Annotated in this window: 13 protein-coding genes; 4 read left to right on the top strand and 9 right to left on the bottom strand. The window is 70.7% G+C overall.

The window, feature by feature from the left end; all coding sequences use genetic code 11:
- Positions 1–173: 173 nt before the first annotated feature.
- The 9 genes from ACAV_RS15635 to ACAV_RS15595 form a co-directional block, all read right to left on the bottom strand.
- Positions 174–1577 (bottom strand): LLM class flavin-dependent oxidoreductase, encoded by a 1404-nt coding sequence (locus ACAV_RS15635; RefSeq protein ID WP_013595546.1) that lies wholly within the window; start codon positions 1575–1577, stop codon positions 174–176.
- Complete coding sequence (locus ACAV_RS15630; protein WP_013595545.1) at positions 1577–2854, bottom strand: SfnB family sulfur acquisition oxidoreductase; 1278 nt, start codon at positions 2852–2854, stop codon at positions 1577–1579. Before ACAV_RS15630 ends, ACAV_RS15635 begins: the two co-directional genes overlap by 1 nt.
- A gap of 12 nt (positions 2855–2866) precedes the next feature.
- The gene (locus ACAV_RS15625) at positions 2867–4117 is read right to left on the bottom strand and encodes an SfnB family sulfur acquisition oxidoreductase (RefSeq protein WP_013595544.1); all 1251 of its coding nucleotides are present in this window, start codon (positions 4115–4117) and stop codon (positions 2867–2869) included.
- A 38-nt stretch (positions 4118–4155) separates the two neighbouring features.
- Positions 4156–4818 (bottom strand): methionine ABC transporter permease, encoded by a 663-nt coding sequence (locus ACAV_RS15620; RefSeq protein ID WP_013595543.1) that lies wholly within the window; start codon positions 4816–4818, stop codon positions 4156–4158.
- On the bottom strand, positions 4815–6080 hold the full coding sequence (locus ACAV_RS15615) for a methionine ABC transporter ATP-binding protein (RefSeq protein ID WP_013595542.1): 1266 nt from the start codon (positions 6078–6080) through the stop codon (positions 4815–4817). Before ACAV_RS15615 ends, ACAV_RS15620 begins: the two co-directional genes overlap by 4 nt.
- 17 nt (positions 6081–6097) lie before the next feature.
- Positions 6098–6928: a MetQ/NlpA family ABC transporter substrate-binding protein gene (locus ACAV_RS15610; RefSeq protein WP_013595541.1), complete on the bottom strand. Its 831-nt coding sequence runs from the start codon at positions 6926–6928 to the stop codon at positions 6098–6100.
- A gap of 134 nt (positions 6929–7062) precedes the next feature.
- Positions 7063–7962: a sulfurtransferase gene (locus tag ACAV_RS15605; RefSeq protein WP_013595540.1), complete on the bottom strand. Its 900-nt coding sequence runs from the start codon at positions 7960–7962 to the stop codon at positions 7063–7065.
- A 188-nt stretch (positions 7963–8150) separates the two neighbouring features.
- The gene (locus ACAV_RS15600; RefSeq protein WP_013595539.1) at positions 8151–9068 is read right to left on the bottom strand and encodes a DMT family transporter; all 918 of its coding nucleotides are present in this window, start codon (positions 9066–9068) and stop codon (positions 8151–8153) included.
- A gap of 151 nt (positions 9069–9219) precedes the next feature.
- On the bottom strand, positions 9220–10359 hold the full coding sequence (locus ACAV_RS15595; RefSeq protein ID WP_013595538.1) for an aromatic ring-hydroxylating oxygenase subunit alpha: 1140 nt from the start codon (positions 10357–10359) through the stop codon (positions 9220–9222).
- Positions 10360–10622: 263 nt separating this feature from the next.
- Between ACAV_RS15595 and ACAV_RS15590 the strand changes: the two genes are divergently transcribed.
- The 4 genes from ACAV_RS15590 (at position 10623) to ACAV_RS15575 (ending at position 15040) form a co-directional block, all read left to right on the top strand.
- Positions 10623–10871 (top strand): exodeoxyribonuclease VII small subunit, encoded by a 249-nt coding sequence (locus ACAV_RS15590; RefSeq protein ID WP_013595537.1) that lies wholly within the window; start codon positions 10623–10625, stop codon positions 10869–10871.
- Positions 10871–11791, top strand: a complete 921-nt coding sequence (locus ACAV_RS15585; protein WP_013595536.1) for a polyprenyl synthetase family protein — start codon at positions 10871–10873, stop codon at positions 11789–11791. The genes ACAV_RS15590 and ACAV_RS15585 overlap by 1 nt, the downstream gene beginning before the upstream one ends.
- Positions 11792–11867: 76 nt before the next feature.
- Positions 11868–13736, top strand: coding sequence for a 1-deoxy-D-xylulose-5-phosphate synthase (gene dxs, locus ACAV_RS15580; protein WP_013595535.1), 1869 nt, complete (start codon positions 11868–11870; stop codon positions 13734–13736).
- Positions 13737–13960: 224 nt separating this feature from the next.
- A complete protein-coding gene (locus tag ACAV_RS15575) occupies positions 13961–15040 on the top strand; it encodes a TRAP transporter substrate-binding protein (protein WP_013595534.1) in 1080 nt (359 codons plus the stop codon).
- Positions 15041–15102 lie beyond the last annotated feature (62 nt).

Below are 15102 nucleotides of genomic sequence, written 5' to 3'. Positions count from 1 at the left end.
ACGGCTATCGGGTGGATACGGGCTGCCTATGGCTCAGCCGTGGCCCGGCCGTGGCCCGCTGCACGCCGGTCAGGGCATGTCCGCCGCCTGATCGTGAGGGTGCGGCTGGCAGCGGCCGGTCGCGCCGCACGCTTCGCCGGCCGGATCCGCTGGGGGGCATGTGTGCGGTCTTGCTACGCCGCGCGCACGGCGCGTGTCCCGGGGGCAGGGCGAAAGCCCGCCCCGTGGTGTGTCGGCGCCAGCCGGTCGCCCCGGCCGGCCAGCTTGTGGCGCAGCGTGCCTTCGGCGTAGGCGGTCTTGTGCAGGCCGCGGTTCTGCAGTTCGGGCACCACGAGGTCGATGAAGTCCGTGTAGCTCTCGGGTACCACGGTGCGCGCGAGGTTGAACCCGTCCACCCCGGCCTCGTCCAGCCAGGACTGCATTTCGTCGGCGATGTCCTGCGGCGAGCCGACCACGGTGGCGTAGCGGCCGCCCAGGGCCAGCTCCTCCAGGAGGTCGCCCAGGGTGTAGTGGGCGCGCCCGTTGGCCAGGCGCCGCAGGCTGTTCTCGATGCCGTTGCTGCGGTGCTGGCCCAGCAGGGGCATGTCCTGCCGGTACGTGGAGAAATCGATGCCCGCCCCGGCCGAGAGGTGGGCGAGCGCCGCCTCCGGGCTGGCATGGCGGCAGTAGTCCTGGTACCTGTCCTCGGCTTCGCGGCGGGTGGCGCCGGGTACGGCGGTGAGCCCCACCACCACCTTCACGTCATCGGGATGGCGGCCCGCGCGGACCACCTCCGCGCGCAGGGCGCGGACCAGTTCCCGCGTGGAGGCCTTGTCCTGGGTGGACATGAACACGCACTCCGCGTGCCGGGCGGCGAAACGCAGCCCGCGGCCGGAGCTGCCGGCCTGCAGGAGCACCGGCGTGCGCTGTGGAGACGGCTCGCAGAGGTGGTAGCCCTCGACCCGGTAGTGCGTGCCGTGGTGGCGCACCGGCCGCACGCGGGCCGGATCGGCATAGATGCGCCGGGCGCGGTCGCGCAGGACGGCGTCGTCGTCCCAGCTGCCTTCCCAGAGCTGGTAGGCCACGTCCATGAATTCGTCGGCCCGGTCGTAGCGCTCGTCGTGCGGCATCTGCTGCGCCACGCCCATGGCGCGCGCGGCCGAATCGAGGTAGCCGGTGACGATGTTCCAGCCCACGCGGCCGCACGTGAGGTGGTCCAGCGTCGAGAACCGCCGTGCCAGCAGGTAGGGTTGCTCGTAGCTCAGGTTCACGGTGACGCCGTACGACAGGTGCCGCGTGGCGGCGGCCATGGCGGGCACGACCAGCACGGGGTCGTTCACCGGCAACTGCACCGATTCGCGCAGGGTAACGTCTGCCGACTGGCCGTAGGTGTCGTACACGCCGACGATGTCGGCCAGGAAGAGGCCGTCGAACAGGCCGCGCTCCAGTTCGCGCGCGAGCCCGGTCCAATAGTCCAGCGAGTGGTATTCGCCCGACCGGTCGCGGGGATGCGTCCAGAGGCCGTGGTTGATGTGCCCCACCGTGTTCATGCTGAACGCGTTGAGGATGATGGGGCGGGAGCGTTGCGTGCCGGGCATCACAGGGCTCCGTGGCGCGGAGGCCGGGTGCCGTTGAGCAGGTAGTTGCCCACGGCGTGGTACTTCCACCGCACCGGATCGTGCAGGGTGTGGGTGCGCACGTTGCGCCAGAAGCGATCGAAGCCGTGTTCCGCCGCGGTGGCGGAGGTGCCGCCCAGCTCCAGCAGCTTGTTGGCGGCCAGCAGGCCTGCGCGGTGGGCGAGCGCACGGGCCTCGGCCACGGCCACCGATGCGGCGGCCACGGCGTCTTCATCGGGTGCGTGCCGGGCGGTATCGACGAAGCGCGCGGCCCGGCGCAGCATCGCCCGGGCCGCGCGCAGGCGCAGGTCCACGTCGCCCACGGCATGCAGGGTGAGGGGGTCGTCCGTGGCATGTTCCACCTGGGCGTCGATCCAGGGGCGCGCCCGGGTGCGGATGAAGGGCAGGGCAGCCTGCAGCGCCCCCTCGCCGATGCCGAGGTCGATGGCGGCATGCATGATCTGGGCGAACGGCCCGATGGCCGTGGGCCGCTCGAAGCTGGCCTGGAACGGCACGATCCATTCGGGCTCCACCCGCACGCCGTCCAGCGCCACCGATCCGCTGCCCGTCACACGCTGTCCCATGCCGTCCCAGTCGTCCTCCACCGTGACGCCGGGCGCATGGCGCGGCACGAAGGCGATCACGCTCGCCTCGCGGCCGTCATCCAACTGCTGCATGGCCTGCGTGGGAATCCAGTGCGCGAAGATCGCGCCGGTGCAGTAGGACTTGCGCCCGTGCAGCACCCAGCCGCTGCCGGAGCGCTCCAGGCGGGTACGGCGCCGGTAGTCGCGGTGGCCAGTTTCGGACAGGGCGTTGCCGAAGCGCTCGCCCTGCAGCACGCGCCCGTGGAAGAAGCGCTGCTGGGCCTCGGTGCCGCCCACGCGCAGCACTTCGAGGGCGTAGAAATGGTTCTGCGGGATGTGGCCCAGCGATCCGTCCGCCGCCGAGACCGTGGCGATGGTCTGCGCGAGCGTCCAGGCGTCGGCGCCCGGGCCGCCGTGGGCCTGCGGCACGGTGATGCCCCAGAGCCCGCTGGCGCTGTAGGCCTCGATTTCCGTCCATGGCAGCCGTCGCTCCCGGTCGCGCGCGGGCGCCTGGGGCGCCCATTCGCGGGCGAGCGCGGCGGCGGCGCCGAGGATCTGCCCGGGCGTGGCCAGCACGGGCGGCCGGCGTGCGGGCGGTGGCGGCACGGGTGATGCCGGCAGGGTAGGGGCTGCCTGCTGCAGGGAGTGCCGTTCTTGCGGGGTGTGTGCGGTCATGGGCGGTCCTGGTCAGTTCCACTGGTGGCGGCGTGGCGCCTGGCCGTTCAGCACGTAGCGGCCGATGAGGTGGTATTTCCAGCGCACGGGGTCGTGCAGCGTGTGGACGCGCGCATTGCGCCAGTGCCGGTCGAGGTTGTGGACGGTGCGCGATGCCGAGGTGCCGGCCAGCTCCAGCAGGTGCTCGCCGGCGCGCAGCGCGGCCTCCGTGGTCAGCACCTTCGCGCGCGCGACCGCCACCGAGGCCTCGGCGCTGGCGGCGTCCGTGAGCGGTGCCCGGGCCGATGCATCCAGCAGGTCCGCGGCCTCGGCCAACATCTCGCGGGCCGCATGCACGTCGATGGCCAGTTCGCCGACCTCGCGCAGGATGTGCGGATCGTCGTAGGCGTGTTCCACGCCGGAATCCACCCAGGGCCGGGTCTTCTCGCGCACGTAGGCGAGCGCGTCCTCCAGGGCACCCTCGGCGATCCCCAGGTCGATGGAGGCCTGCAGCAGTTGCGAGAACGGCCCTGTCAGCGTGGGCCGGTCCTGCGCGGCGTGGAGGGCGACCACGTCGTCGTCTTCCACGGGTACGTCCTGCAGCACGACGCTGCCGCTGGCCGTCGTGCGCTGGCCGAAGGCGTCCCAGTCATCGATCACCTGCAGCCCGGGCGCCGTGCGGCGCACCCAGACCTGCACCGGGCGGCCGTGCTCGTCTTCCGCGCGGAAGGGCACCCAGTGCGCGAACAGCGCCCCGGTGGAATAGTGGCGCGTGCCGCTGGCGCGCAGCGTTCCCTGCGCATCCCGCCGCAGCCGCGCCGTGGCGTGGTGGACCGCGGCGGCGCGGGCCTTGCGCTCCGGGCCGGCATTGCCCAGCCGGTGCCCCGCCAGCACGTCCGCGAAGATGCGGCGCTGCAGCGACGGGTTGCCGAACTCCACCAGGTGGCGGATGAGCGCGTGGTGGTTCTGCGGAATCTGCCCCAGCGACGGGTCGGCCGCGCACAGGATGGCGAACACCTCCATCAGCGTGCGGAACGAGGCGCCGATGCCGCCGTGGGCGCGCGGCACGCCGATGCCGCCGAGGCCGCTCGCGGTGTATTGCTCGATCTCGTCCCTGGGCAGGCGGCGCTCGCGGTCGCGCGATGCCGCGTCCTGGCGGAATTCGCGCGCCAGTGCGCGGGCGATGTCGAGTGCTTCGGCCTCGCTGGCGATGCGGTGCGGCGTGCGCGGCGGCAGGGGCAGGCGGGTGGTGGCGGCGGGGCCTTCGGAGGAAGGGGCTTCCATGGGTGGGGGTTCCTTGGGATCGGGGCAGAGGGCGGGGCTCAGCGATCGCGCAGGCGCCGCACGCAGAAGTCGCCAGCGGACTGCACCGCGGTGACCAGCGCGATCAGCACGGCGATCACGATCACCATCACCTGGGTGTCGAAGCGCTGGTAGCCATAGCGGATCGCCAGGTCGCCCAGGCCGCCAGCGCCCACCGCGCCGGCCATGGCGGAGGCGCCGATCAGCGCCACCAGCGTGATCGTGAAGCCGCCCACGATGCCGGGCAGCGCCTCCGGCAGATAGACGTGCCGCACGATGTGCCACTTGCGGCAGCCCATGGCCTGCGCGGCCTCGACCAGGCCGCGGTCCACCTCGCGCAGGCTGACTTCCGCGATGCGCGCGAAGAACGGCGTGGCGCTGATCGACAGCGGCACGATCGCTGCCCAGACGCCGATGGTGGTGCCGGCCACGAGGCGCGTGAAGGGAATGAGCGCCACCAGCAGCACGATGAAGGGCGTGGCCCGGAAGCCGTTGATCACGCTGCCGGCCACGCGGTGCACGCGGGGCGAGGCGAGAAAGCCGCCGGGAGCCGTCACGATGAGCAGCAGGGCCAGCGGGATGCCGGCGAGGAATGCGGCCGTGCCGGAGACACCGACCATCAGCAGGGTGTCGGCCAGCGCCTGGCCGTAGCGTTCGGCGGGAATGGACAGCGAAAGGCTCATGGGTGGGCGGGTGGATGCGTGGATGGATGTGCTGCCGGAGGCTGCGACGGGCCGTGGGGCAGGTAGCCGATCACCTGGACGGAGTGGGCGATCGCGTCGGGGCCGGTGGTGAGCGGGGCGAGGTCGGCCAGTGCGGCGCCGCCGTCCACGGCCAGCACCAGCTCGCCCTGCGCATGCCCCTGGATGCGGTCCACGCCGCCGTGCACCAGCCGTGCGCCGGGGCGCAGGGCGGCGGCGATGCGCGCGAGATCGGGCTCGAGGCCGCCTTCGCCGCTGTAGCCGAGCTGCACGATGGCCGCGAACGGGCCGCCCTGCGGTGGATGCGCCTGCAGCCGTGCGCGCAGGTCCGGAGGCAGGCCCTGGCGCAGCGGGGCCAGCAGCGCCCGCGTGGCATCGTGGCGCGGCGCGCCGAACACCTGCCAGACGGGGCCCTGTTCGGCGATGCGTCCTCGCTCGAGCACCACCACCTGGTCGGCGATCTCGCGAATCACGCGCATCTCGTGTGTGATCAGGATGACGGTGATGCCCAGGCGCCGGTTGATGTCCTTCAGCAGTTGCAGGATGGCGTGCGTGGTTTCCGGGTCCAGGGCCGAAGTGGCCTCGTCGCACAGCAGGATCTCCGGGTCGGTGGCCAGGGCGCGCGCGATGCCCACGCGCTGCTTCTGTCCGCCGGACAGCCGGCCCGGGTGGCTGCGGTGCTTGTCCTGCAGGCCCACGAGTTCCAGGAGTTCGTTCACCCGCCGCGTGACCTCCGCAGGGCGGGCGCCCGCCACGCGCAGCGGCAGGGCGATGTTGTCGAACACCGTCTTGGCGGACAGCAGGTTGAAATGCTGGAAGACCATGCCGATGCGGCGGCGCAGCGCGACCAGGCCGTCGTCGTCCAGCGTGCCGATGTCCACGCCGTCGATGAGCACCTGCCCGTGCGACGGCGTCTCCAGCCGGTTGATGGTGCGCAGCAGGCTGGACTTGCCCGCGCCGCTGCGGCCGATGATGCCGAAGATGCTGCCGGCCGGGATGTCCAGGTCGATCTCCTGCAGCGCGGCCACGTCGCCAGCGGGAGACGCGTAGATCTTGCCGACGCCGCGCAGGGCGACGGTGCCCCGCGGCGCAGCCGTGCCGTCGGCCGCCGGGGCTGCGTCCGCGCCGGGAAAGGAGGGCACGGCGGCCGATGCCGCGACGCCGGTGCGCAGCAGGACGGTGGCCCGAGGCCCGCCAGGACCTGGGAACGCTGGAGCGCAGCGCAGCACGGAGGCAAAGGCCATGCGGAGCACCTCTTGCCTCACGAACGGGCCCAGGCCAGCGTGTAGAGCCGGTCGTCGTTGGCGAACGCGCGCCGCGTCTCGCTCTTCACCGCCGGCGAGTTTTGGTAGAGGCGCACGAAACGCTGCACCACCGGATCGTTCACGCGGTCCTGCCGGACCACGAACTGGATCGCGAACTGCGCGTCCTCGATGCCCGAGTAGGCCAGGCCGCTGGACGGGTCGAACGCCTTGGCCGCCACGATGAAATGCGGATAGCCTTGGGCGATGTCCACATCGGGCGTGATGCGCACCAGCTGCGGGCCTTCGACTTCCACGAAGCGGAGCTTCTTCGGGTTGTCCACGATGTCGGCCAGCGTGCCGAGGTAGCCCACGTCGGGCTTGAGCCGGACGAGGCCCACTTTCTGCAGGAGCAACAGGCCGCGGCCTTGGTTGACCGGGTCGTTGGCCATGCCCACCTTGCCGCCGGCGGGCACGTCCTCCACTTTCTTGTGCTTCAGCGAATACAGGCCCACGTTGGCCAGGATGCCGGTGCCCGCGCTCGCGAGCTGGAAACCCTGCTTCCTGATCGCGTTGGCGAGGAAGGGCTGGTGCTGGAAATAGTTGATGTCGATGTCGCCCGCGTTCAGCGCCACGTTCGGCGTCGTCCAGTCGGTGAACTCGATCACCTCGACCTGCAGGCCCTGGGCCCGGGCTTCTTTTGCCGCCACGTTGACGGAGTCCGCGTAGGCGCCAGGCACCACGCCGATGCGCAGGCGGTCGGCCGCGAATGCGAGGGGGAGCGCGCCCAGCCCCAGTGGCGCAGTGGCGGCGGCAGCGAGCAGGCGGCGGCGTGAAACGGATGCGGTCATTCTTCGGTCCTCGGGCAGGTGATGCGGCCATTCTCGGGACCGGCCCCACCGCACGGGAACGAAGATTTGCGGACTAGCTTATGCGTTTTTCTCCGCGAACGCGGCGGCGGCGCAGGCCTGCCGCCGTGGTGCCGTCAGCCGCGCTCGACGGGGCGGGACGGATCGCTGCACCACTCGCTCCAGCTGCCCGCGAACAGCGCGGTCCTGCCCAGCCCGGCGACCTGCATGGCCAGCACGTTGGGCGTGGCGCTCACGCCGCTGCCGCACTGGTGCACCACGGTGGAGGGATCACGGCCCGCTAGCAGCGATTCGAATTCGGCCCGCAGCTGCGCGGCCGGCTTGAAGCGGCCGTCGGGCCCGAGGTTGTCGGAGAACGGGCGGTTCAGCGCGCCGGGAATGTGGCCGGCGACCGGATCGAGCGGCTCCACCTCGCCGCGGTAGCGCGCGGGCGCGCGTGCATCCACCACCGTCTGGCCTGGCCGGCCCAGCGCGGCCTGGACCTCGGCGGCCGTGGCCAGCCGCTGCAGGGGCTCGCCCAGGGCGAAGTTCGCCTGGAAGTGCGCGGGCTCCTCGCCGTGTGCGAGTTCGCCGCCGGCCTGCTCCCAGGCCTGCAGTCCGCCGTCGAGCACCGCCACGGCTTCGTGGCCTGCCCACTGCAGCATCCACCACAGGCGCCCGCAGAAGTTGGTGCCGTTGCGGTCGTACACCACCGCCTGCATCGCATTGGAAAAGCCCACCGAGGAGAGCCAGGCGGCGAAGCGCTCGGGATGGGGCAGCGGGTGCCGGCCGCCCGACGACGGCATTTCGCCTTCCTTCGCCACGATGGTGCCGCCCGCGCCGGGCACGCCGTGCCGGGCGCTGAGCGATTCGTCGAGGTGCGCGTACACCGCTCCTGGGATGTGCGACTCGAGGTATTGCTGCTGCCCGCGCGAAGGGTGCGCCAGGTCGAAGCTGCAGTCGAAGACCATCAGCGGCGCGCCGCTCGCGCGCAGCGCCTTGAGTTCGTCGGCGGAAATGAGGGTGGTATAGGCCATGGCGTGTTCAGTCGATGGAGCGTGAGGGAATGGGAGGCCGGCGTTCCCGGAAGGTGCGGCCGGGCAGGCTCCCATGGTGCGGATTGTGCTGCGTGCGGGGCGCGCCCGGCGTCGGCGCAGGCCGCCAACCGCGTGGCACGGCCATCGGCGTGCCGCCACCGTGCCGTGCCGTGCCGTGCCGTGCCGGCTCAGTGCTCTTCCGCCGGCGCGCCGGGTGCCGCACGCGCGCGCAATACGGTGGCGACGATCCCGCTCACGATGATCAGCGCCATGCCGGCCCAGCCGATGGGGGGAATGTCGTCGCCGAACAGCACCACGCTGTACACCCCCGCGAACACGATCCCGGAATACTGCAGGTTGGCAACCACCAGGGTGCCGCGCTGCGAGCCCGCCCGCGCATAGGCGCGCGTCATGCAGAGCTGGCCCGCGGCGGCGAGGATGCCGATGGGCAGCAGCCACAGGCCGGGCCAGCCCGGCCACGCCGAGGCGCCCGTGAGCAGCATGGCCGCGCCGCCCGCCACGGCCGAGCCGACCGCGAAATAGAACACCGTGCGCGTCTCCGGCTCGCCGATGCGCGACAGCGCCATCACCTGCATGTAGGCGAAGGCGGCGGACAGGCCCGAGAGCAGCCCGATCAGGCCGGCGAACATCTCGTTGGCACCAATACTGGGGCGCAGCATCATGACCACGCCGGCGAAGCCGGCCATCACCGTCAGCACCAGCGGCGCCTGCAGGGGCGGGCGCGTGCCGCCGGCACCGCCCGAAGGCCGCCACGCCAGCAGGGCACCGCCCACGATGAAGGCGGCGATCCACACGCTGCTCATGTAGTTGAGCGTCATGGCGGTGGCGAGCGGCAGGTGCGCGATGGCATAGAACCAGGCGCCCAGGGAGGCCACGCCGATCAGGCTGCGCCAGGCATGCATGCCCGGGTAGCGCGTGCCCAGCCCCACGCCCTGGCGCCGCGCCAGCGCCCAGAGGATGGCCATGCCGATGATGCCCCGGTAGCACACCAGCTCGGCCGCGTTGAAATGGGCCGATGCCAGCTTCACGCAGACCCCCATGCTCGCGAAGAGGAATGCGGCGAGGACCATCCAGAGGGCTTGCATGGGCGTGGAGCGGAAGATGAGGGGCGGGCGGGGGCGTCCCGCCGATGTTAGGCCAGGCTGCAGGGCCCGGTCCGGAAAGAGGGCCCGCGAAAGCCCACCTTCCGGGATTCGCGGCGGCCGGCCCGGGCGCCCCGTGCCGCCGCCGGGCCGTTCAGCCGCGCGGCACGGCGGCGCCCATGGCGTCGCGGTACCACTCGTGGAAGTGCTGCATGCCGTCTTCCATCGGGCTCTGGTAGGGGCCGACCTCGTTGTCGCCGCGCGCCAGCAGGGCCTTGCGGCCCGCGTCCATGCGCTCGCCGATCTCGTCGTCCTCGATGCAGGTCTCCATGTAGGCGGCCTGCTGGGCCTCGACGAATTCACGCTCGAAGGCGGCGATCTCCTCGGGGTAGTAGAACTCGACCATGTTGAGCGTGCGCGTCGGGCTGATGGGGTGCAGCGTGGACACGGTGAGCACGTGCGGATACCACTCCACCATGATGTGGGGGTAGTAGGTGAGCCAGATCGCGCCGCGCTCGGGCATGCGGCCCTCGCGGTAGTTCAGCAGCACCTCGTGCCACTTGCGGTACACATCCGAGCCGGGCTTGCCGAAGGTGGAGGCCACGCCCACGGTCTGCACGGAATAGTGCTTCTGGAACTCCCAGCGCAGGTCGTCGCAGGTGACGAAGTTGCCCAGCCCCGGGTGGAACGGGCCCACGTGGTAGTCCTCGAGGTAGACCTCGATGAAGGTCTTCCAGTTGTAGTTGCACTCGTGCAGCTCGACCTTGTCGAGCACATAGCCGTCGAACGAGAGCTCCGCGAGCGGGCCCATGCCGGCGAGGTCGGCGGCGATGTCGCGGCCGTTGTCCTCGAAGAGGAGGCCGTTCCACTCGCGCAGCGCGTAGTTGTTCAGGTTCAGGCAGGGGTCGTGCGAGAAGTGCGGCGCGCCCAGCAGCTCGCCCTGGGGCGAGTACGTCCAGCGGTGCAGCGGGCAGACGATGTTGCCCGCGGCGTGGCCCTTGCCGTTCGTGCGCAGGTTGCCCCGGCCCTGCAGCATCACCGCCTGGCGGTGGCGGCACACGTTGGAGACCAGTTCGATGCCGCCCTGCGCGTTGCGCACCAGGGCACGGCCCTGTCCTTCCTGCGGCAGCGCGTAATAATCGCCCGGTTCGGGCACGCTCAGCTGGTGCCCCACATAGCGGGGCCCGCGCTGAAAGATGGTGTCCAGCTCGCGCCGGAACAGCGCATCATCGAAATAGCTTGAAACTGGTAGTTGGCTTGCGGCCTGCTGCAGTTGAAGACTTAAATCAGACATGGGTGACCTGACCTAAAGACTCCCCACAGGGAGGGTGCGCGTGCGCACGGGGACGTGGAAAAAACGAAACCGGCCGAGCAAAGTACCCACAGCCGGTTCGACGAAGAAATGGGATTGTAGCCAATGGGGTTATTTCCGCGCCCCGTGTGCGTGTATTGGGTTTTCGTGGCCGGTGTGCGAAGGCCGCATGCGCGACGCTGCAGGCCCGGCCATGCGCCTAAAATGGCCCGTTTTACCTGCGCCCGCCGGCGCGGCTGCTTTCCATGCCCAAGGCCTCTCCTCCCGCTTCCGCCCCCCCGTCCGCCGAGCCCGCGAGCTACGAAGCTGCGCTCGAGGAGCTGGAACAGCTGGTGGGCCGCATCGAGTCGGGCCAGCTGCCGCTCGAGCAGATGCTGGCCGGCTACCAGCGCGGCGCGGAGCTGCTGGCGTTCTGCCGTGGCCGCCTGGAGGCCGTGCAGGACCAGATCAAGGTGCTGGAGAACGGCACGCTGCAACCGTGGACGCAAGACTGATGGGCACCGCTGCGCTTTCCCCGCACGCCGGCGACGCCGGCTTCGACCTTTCCGCATGGAGCGCGCAGGCGCTGCAGCGCGTCGAGGAAGCCCTGGAGGCCTGGGTGCCCGCCGATGCCCCGGGCGGCCTGGGCGATGCCATGCGCTACGCGGTGCTGGGCGCCGGCAAGCGCCTGCGCCCGCTGCTGGTGCTCGCCGCGGCCGAGGCCGTGTCGGGCCACGCTGGCGCGGCGCTGCGCGCGGCCTGCTCGGTGGAGCTGATCCACGCCTATTCGCTGGTGCACGACGACATGCCCTGCATGGACAACGACGTGCTGCGCCGCGGCAAGCCCACGGTGCACGTGCAGTTCGGCCAGGCCCAGGCGCTGCTTGCGGGCGATGCGCTGCAGGCCCTGGCGTTCGAGCTGCTCACGCCCGAGGACGACGTGCCCGAGGCCATGCAGGCCCGGCTGTGCCGCCTGCTGGCACGGGCCGCGGGCGCCGACGGCATGGCCGGCGGGCAGGCGATCGACCTGGCCAGCGTGGGCATCGCGCTGTCGGAGGACGAACTGCGCCGCATGCACCGCCTCAAGACCGGGGCGCTGCTGCAGTCCAGCGTGCTGATGGGCGCGGCCTGCGGAGCGGCGGCCCCCGCGGCGTGGGACGCCCTGTCGCGCTACGGCGCGGCCCTGGGGCTCGCCTTCCAGGTGGTGGACGACGTGCTGGACGTGGTGGCCGATTCCGCCACGCTGGGCAAGACGGCCGGCAAGGACGCGGCCAGCGACAAGCCTACCTATGTCTCGCTGCTCGGGCTGGACCAGGCACGCGCCTATGCGGCCGCCCTGCGCGACGAGGCGCATGCCGCCCTGCAGGGCAGCGGCCTGGCGGGCACGCGCGTGCTGGCGGCGCTGGCCGACATGGTGATCGACCGATCCCGCTGAGACTGGGGGCCGGACCGCGCGCGTCCCGCCCCGTTCCCCGGCGCAAGCGTGCCGGCGCCACCCAACCAAGAGCAATATGTCCACGAATTCCTTCCCTCTCCTGCAGACCGTGAACGACCCGGCCGACCTGCGCCGCATGTCGCGCGCCCAGCTGAAAGAGCTGGCCGCGGAGCTGCGCGCATTCGTGCTGGACAGCGTGTCCAAGACGGGGGGGCATCTCAGTTCCAACCTCGGGACGGTGGAACTCACGGTGGCGCTGCACGCCGTGTTCGATACCCCGCGCGACCGGCTGGTGTGGGACGTGGGCCACCAGACCTATCCGCACAAGATCCTCACCGGCCGGCGCGACCGCATGCCCACTCTGCGCCAGCTGGGCGGGCTCTCGGGCTTTCCCCAGCGCACGGAAAGCGAGTACGACACGTTCGGCACCGCGCATTCGAGCACCAGCATCTCCGCGGCCCTGGGCATGGCGCTGGCCGCACGCCAGCGGGGCGAGGACCGCCGCGCCGTGGCCATCATCGGCGACGGCGCCATGACCGCCGGCATGGCTTTCGAGGCGCTGAACAACGCGGGGGTGGCCGATGCCGACCTGCTGGTCATCCTCAACGACAACGACATGAGCATCAGCCCGCCCGTGGGCGCGCTCAACCGCTACCTGGCGCAGCTCATGAGCGGGCACTTCTACGCCGCCGCGAAGAATGTCGGCAAGACGGTGCTCAAACCCGTGCCGCCGCTGCTCGAGCTCGCCAAGCGCTTCGAGCAGCAGGCCAAGGGCATGGTGGTGCCCGCCACGCTGTTCGAGAAGTTCGGCTTCAACTACATCGGCCCGATCGACGGGCACGACCTGGATTCGCTCATTCCCACGCTGGAGAACATCAAGGGCCTGAAAGGGCCGCAGTTCCTGCACGTGGTCACGAAGAAGGGGCAGGGCTACAAGCTGGCCGAGGCCGACCCGGTTGCCTACCACGGCCCGGGCAAGTTCGATCCCAGCGTCGGCATCACCCCGCCCGCCACGCCACCGAAGCAGACCTTCACGCAGGTGTTCGGGCAGTGGCTCTGCGACATGGCCGCGCAGGACGAGCGGCTCGTGGGCATCACACCGGCCATGCGCGAGGGCTCGGGCATGGTGGAGTTCGAGAAGAGTTTTCCGGGCCGCTACTACGACGTGGGCATCGCAGAGCAGCATGCCGTGACCTTCGCCGCGGGCATGGCCTGCGAGGGCGTGAAGCCCGTGGTGGCGATCTACTCCACCTTCCTGCAGCGCGCCTACGACCAGCTCATCCACGACGTGGCACTGCAGAACCTGCCGGTGGTGTTCGCACTGGACCGCGCGGGCCTCGTCGGCGCCGACGGCGCCACGCATGCGGGCGCCTACGACATCCCCTTCGTGCGCTGCATTCCCAACATGAGCATCGCCTGCCCGGCGGACGAGCGCGAGTGCCGGCAATTGCTGTCCACCGCCTACGAACAGGACCACCCCGTGGCCGTGCGCTATCCGCGCGGCAGCGGCGCGGGCGTTGCTCCCCTGCCGGGACTGGAGGGGTTGCCCTTCGGCAAAGGCGAAGTGCGCCGCGCGGGACAACGCATCGCGATCCTGGCATTCGGCACGCTGCTGTACCCCGCGCTGCAGGCCGCCGAAACGCTGGACGCCACGGTGGCCAACATGCGCTGGGCCAAGCCGCTGGACACCGCGCTGCTGCTGGAGATCGCGGCCGGGCACGACGCCCTGGTGACGGTGGAAGAGGGCGCCGTGCTGGGCGGTGCCGGCAGCGCCGTGTGCGAGGCGCTGAACGCCGCCGGCATCCAGAAGCCCGTGCTGCAGCTCGGCCTGCCGGACGTGTTCATCGAGCACGGCGACCCGGCCCGCCTGCTCGCGCTGCAGGGCCTCGATGCCGAGGGCATCGTGCGGTCCATCACGGCACGCTTCGGTCCCGCCGCGGGCTGATGTCCTGCAGGGCGCCCGGCCGCACGGCCGGGCCCGGAGCGCGCGGCAAGCTTGCAGAAGGCTGAGTGCCGTGCGCGCGGTGTTTTTCTTTCGCGGGAAAACCCCCAACGGGCCGGAGTGGCCCATTCCTACAATCGTTTCCGGCTGAAACAGTCCGTCCCGGCCGCCCCGTGATCCGGAGCCCCGCGGCCGTTCGCTCGCAAATCATTACCGGAGACCCATCCATGGATCGTCGTTCCATCCTCAGGCACGCTGGCATCGCCGGCGTGCTGGCGGCCGGCGCAGCCCCCGCTGTGCACGCCCAGGCCAGCATCCGCTGGCGCCTTGCGTCCAGCTTCCCGAAATCGCTGGACACCATCTACGGCACGGCGGAAGTGTTCTCCAAGAAGGTCAGCGAAGCCACCAGCGGCAAGTTCCAGATCTCGGTGCATGCCGGCGGCGAACTGATGCCGGCCTTCGGCGTGGTGGACGGCGTGCAGAACGCCTCCGTCGAGATGGCGCACACGGCGCCCTACTACTTCTACGGCAAGGACCCGACGTTCTGCCTCGGCTGCGCCGTGCCCTTCGGCCTGAACGCGCGGCAGATGAACGCGTGGATGTACGAGGGCAACGGCCTGAAGCTGATGCGCGAGTTCTACGCCAAGTACAACATCATCAGCTTCCCCGGCGGCAACACGGGCGCGCAGATGGGCGGCTGGTTCCGCAAGGAGATCAAGTCCGTCGCCGACCTCAAGGGCCTGAAGTTCCGCACCAACCCGTTCGCGGGCAAGGTGCTGGAACCCTTCGGCGTGATCCCGCAATCCATCCCCGGCGCCGACCTGTATCCCGCGCTGGAGAAGGGCACGATCGACGCGCTGGAGTGGGTGGGCCCGTACGACGACCAGAAGCTGGGCTTCAACAAGGTCGCGCCGTTCTACTACTACCCCGGCTGGTGGGAAGGCGGCCCGCAGCTGGACTTCTACATCAACACCAAGGCCTGGGAAGGCCTGCCGGCCGAATACAAGGCCGTGGTGGAGGCTGCCGCCTCGCACGCCCACGTCACGATGCTGTCCAAGTACGACGCGCGCAACCCCGTGGCGATCAAGCAGCTCGTGGGCTCGGGCACCAAGCTGCGGCCGTTCACGCAGGATGTGATGAATGCGGCGTTCAAGTCGGCGCAGCAGATCTATGCGGACCTGAACAATACCAATCCGGAGTGGAAGAAGGTCTATACGGACTACGCGAAGTTCCTGGCGGACGAGAACGCGTGGTTCCGGTTCACGGAAGGGACGTTCGACCGGTTCATGCAGGCGCAGAAGCTCTGAGCGGGTTGGCTGGGTACAAGAAGAAGCTGCGTGTTTCTTTGGGGCGGCCTTGGGGTCGCCTT

Source organism: Paracidovorax avenae ATCC 19860, from assembly GCF_000176855.2.
GTDB lineage: Bacteria > Pseudomonadota > Gammaproteobacteria > Burkholderiales > Burkholderiaceae_C > Paracidovorax > Paracidovorax avenae.
The sequence above is the reverse complement of the archived record's forward strand: the minus strand, read 5'-3'. Positions and strand labels throughout refer to the sequence as shown.

What these genes read in the sequence shown, in the direction of transcription:
- ACAV_RS15590 (WP_013595537.1), top strand. Translation starts at nt 10,623, where the DNA reads ATGCCCAAGGCCTCTCCTCCCGCTTCCGCCCCCCCGTCCGCCGAGCCC.
- ACAV_RS15585 (WP_013595536.1), top strand. Translation starts at nt 10,871, where the DNA reads ATGGGCACCGCTGCGCTTTCCCCGCACGCCGGCGACGCCGGCTTCGAC.
- ACAV_RS15605 (WP_013595540.1), bottom strand. Translation starts at nt 7,962, where the DNA reads ATGGCCTATACCACCCTCATTTCCGCCGACGAACTCAAGGCGCTGCGC.
- ACAV_RS15630 (WP_013595545.1), bottom strand. Translation starts at nt 2,854, where the DNA reads ATGACCGCACACACCCCGCAAGAACGGCACTCCCTGCAGCAGGCAGCC.
- ACAV_RS15575 (WP_013595534.1), top strand. Translation starts at nt 13,961, where the DNA reads ATGGATCGTCGTTCCATCCTCAGGCACGCTGGCATCGCCGGCGTGCTG.
- ACAV_RS15620 (WP_013595543.1), bottom strand. Translation starts at nt 4,818, where the DNA reads ATGAGCCTTTCGCTGTCCATTCCCGCCGAACGCTACGGCCAGGCGCTG.
- ACAV_RS15615 (WP_013595542.1), bottom strand. Translation starts at nt 6,080, where the DNA reads ATGGCCTTTGCCTCCGTGCTGCGCTGCGCTCCAGCGTTCCCAGGTCCT.
- ACAV_RS15600 (WP_013595539.1), bottom strand. Translation starts at nt 9,068, where the DNA reads ATGCAAGCCCTCTGGATGGTCCTCGCCGCATTCCTCTTCGCGAGCATG.
- dxs (WP_013595535.1), top strand. Translation starts at nt 11,868, where the DNA reads ATGTCCACGAATTCCTTCCCTCTCCTGCAGACCGTGAACGACCCGGCC.
- ACAV_RS15635 (WP_013595546.1), bottom strand. Translation starts at nt 1,577, where the DNA reads ATGCCCGGCACGCAACGCTCCCGCCCCATCATCCTCAACGCGTTCAGC.
- ACAV_RS15595 (WP_013595538.1), bottom strand. Translation starts at nt 10,359, where the DNA reads ATGTCTGATTTAAGTCTTCAACTGCAGCAGGCCGCAAGCCAACTACCA.
- ACAV_RS15610 (WP_013595541.1), bottom strand. Translation starts at nt 6,928, where the DNA reads ATGACCGCATCCGTTTCACGCCGCCGCCTGCTCGCTGCCGCCGCCACT.
- ACAV_RS15625 (WP_013595544.1), bottom strand. Translation starts at nt 4,117, where the DNA reads ATGGAAGCCCCTTCCTCCGAAGGCCCCGCCGCCACCACCCGCCTGCCC.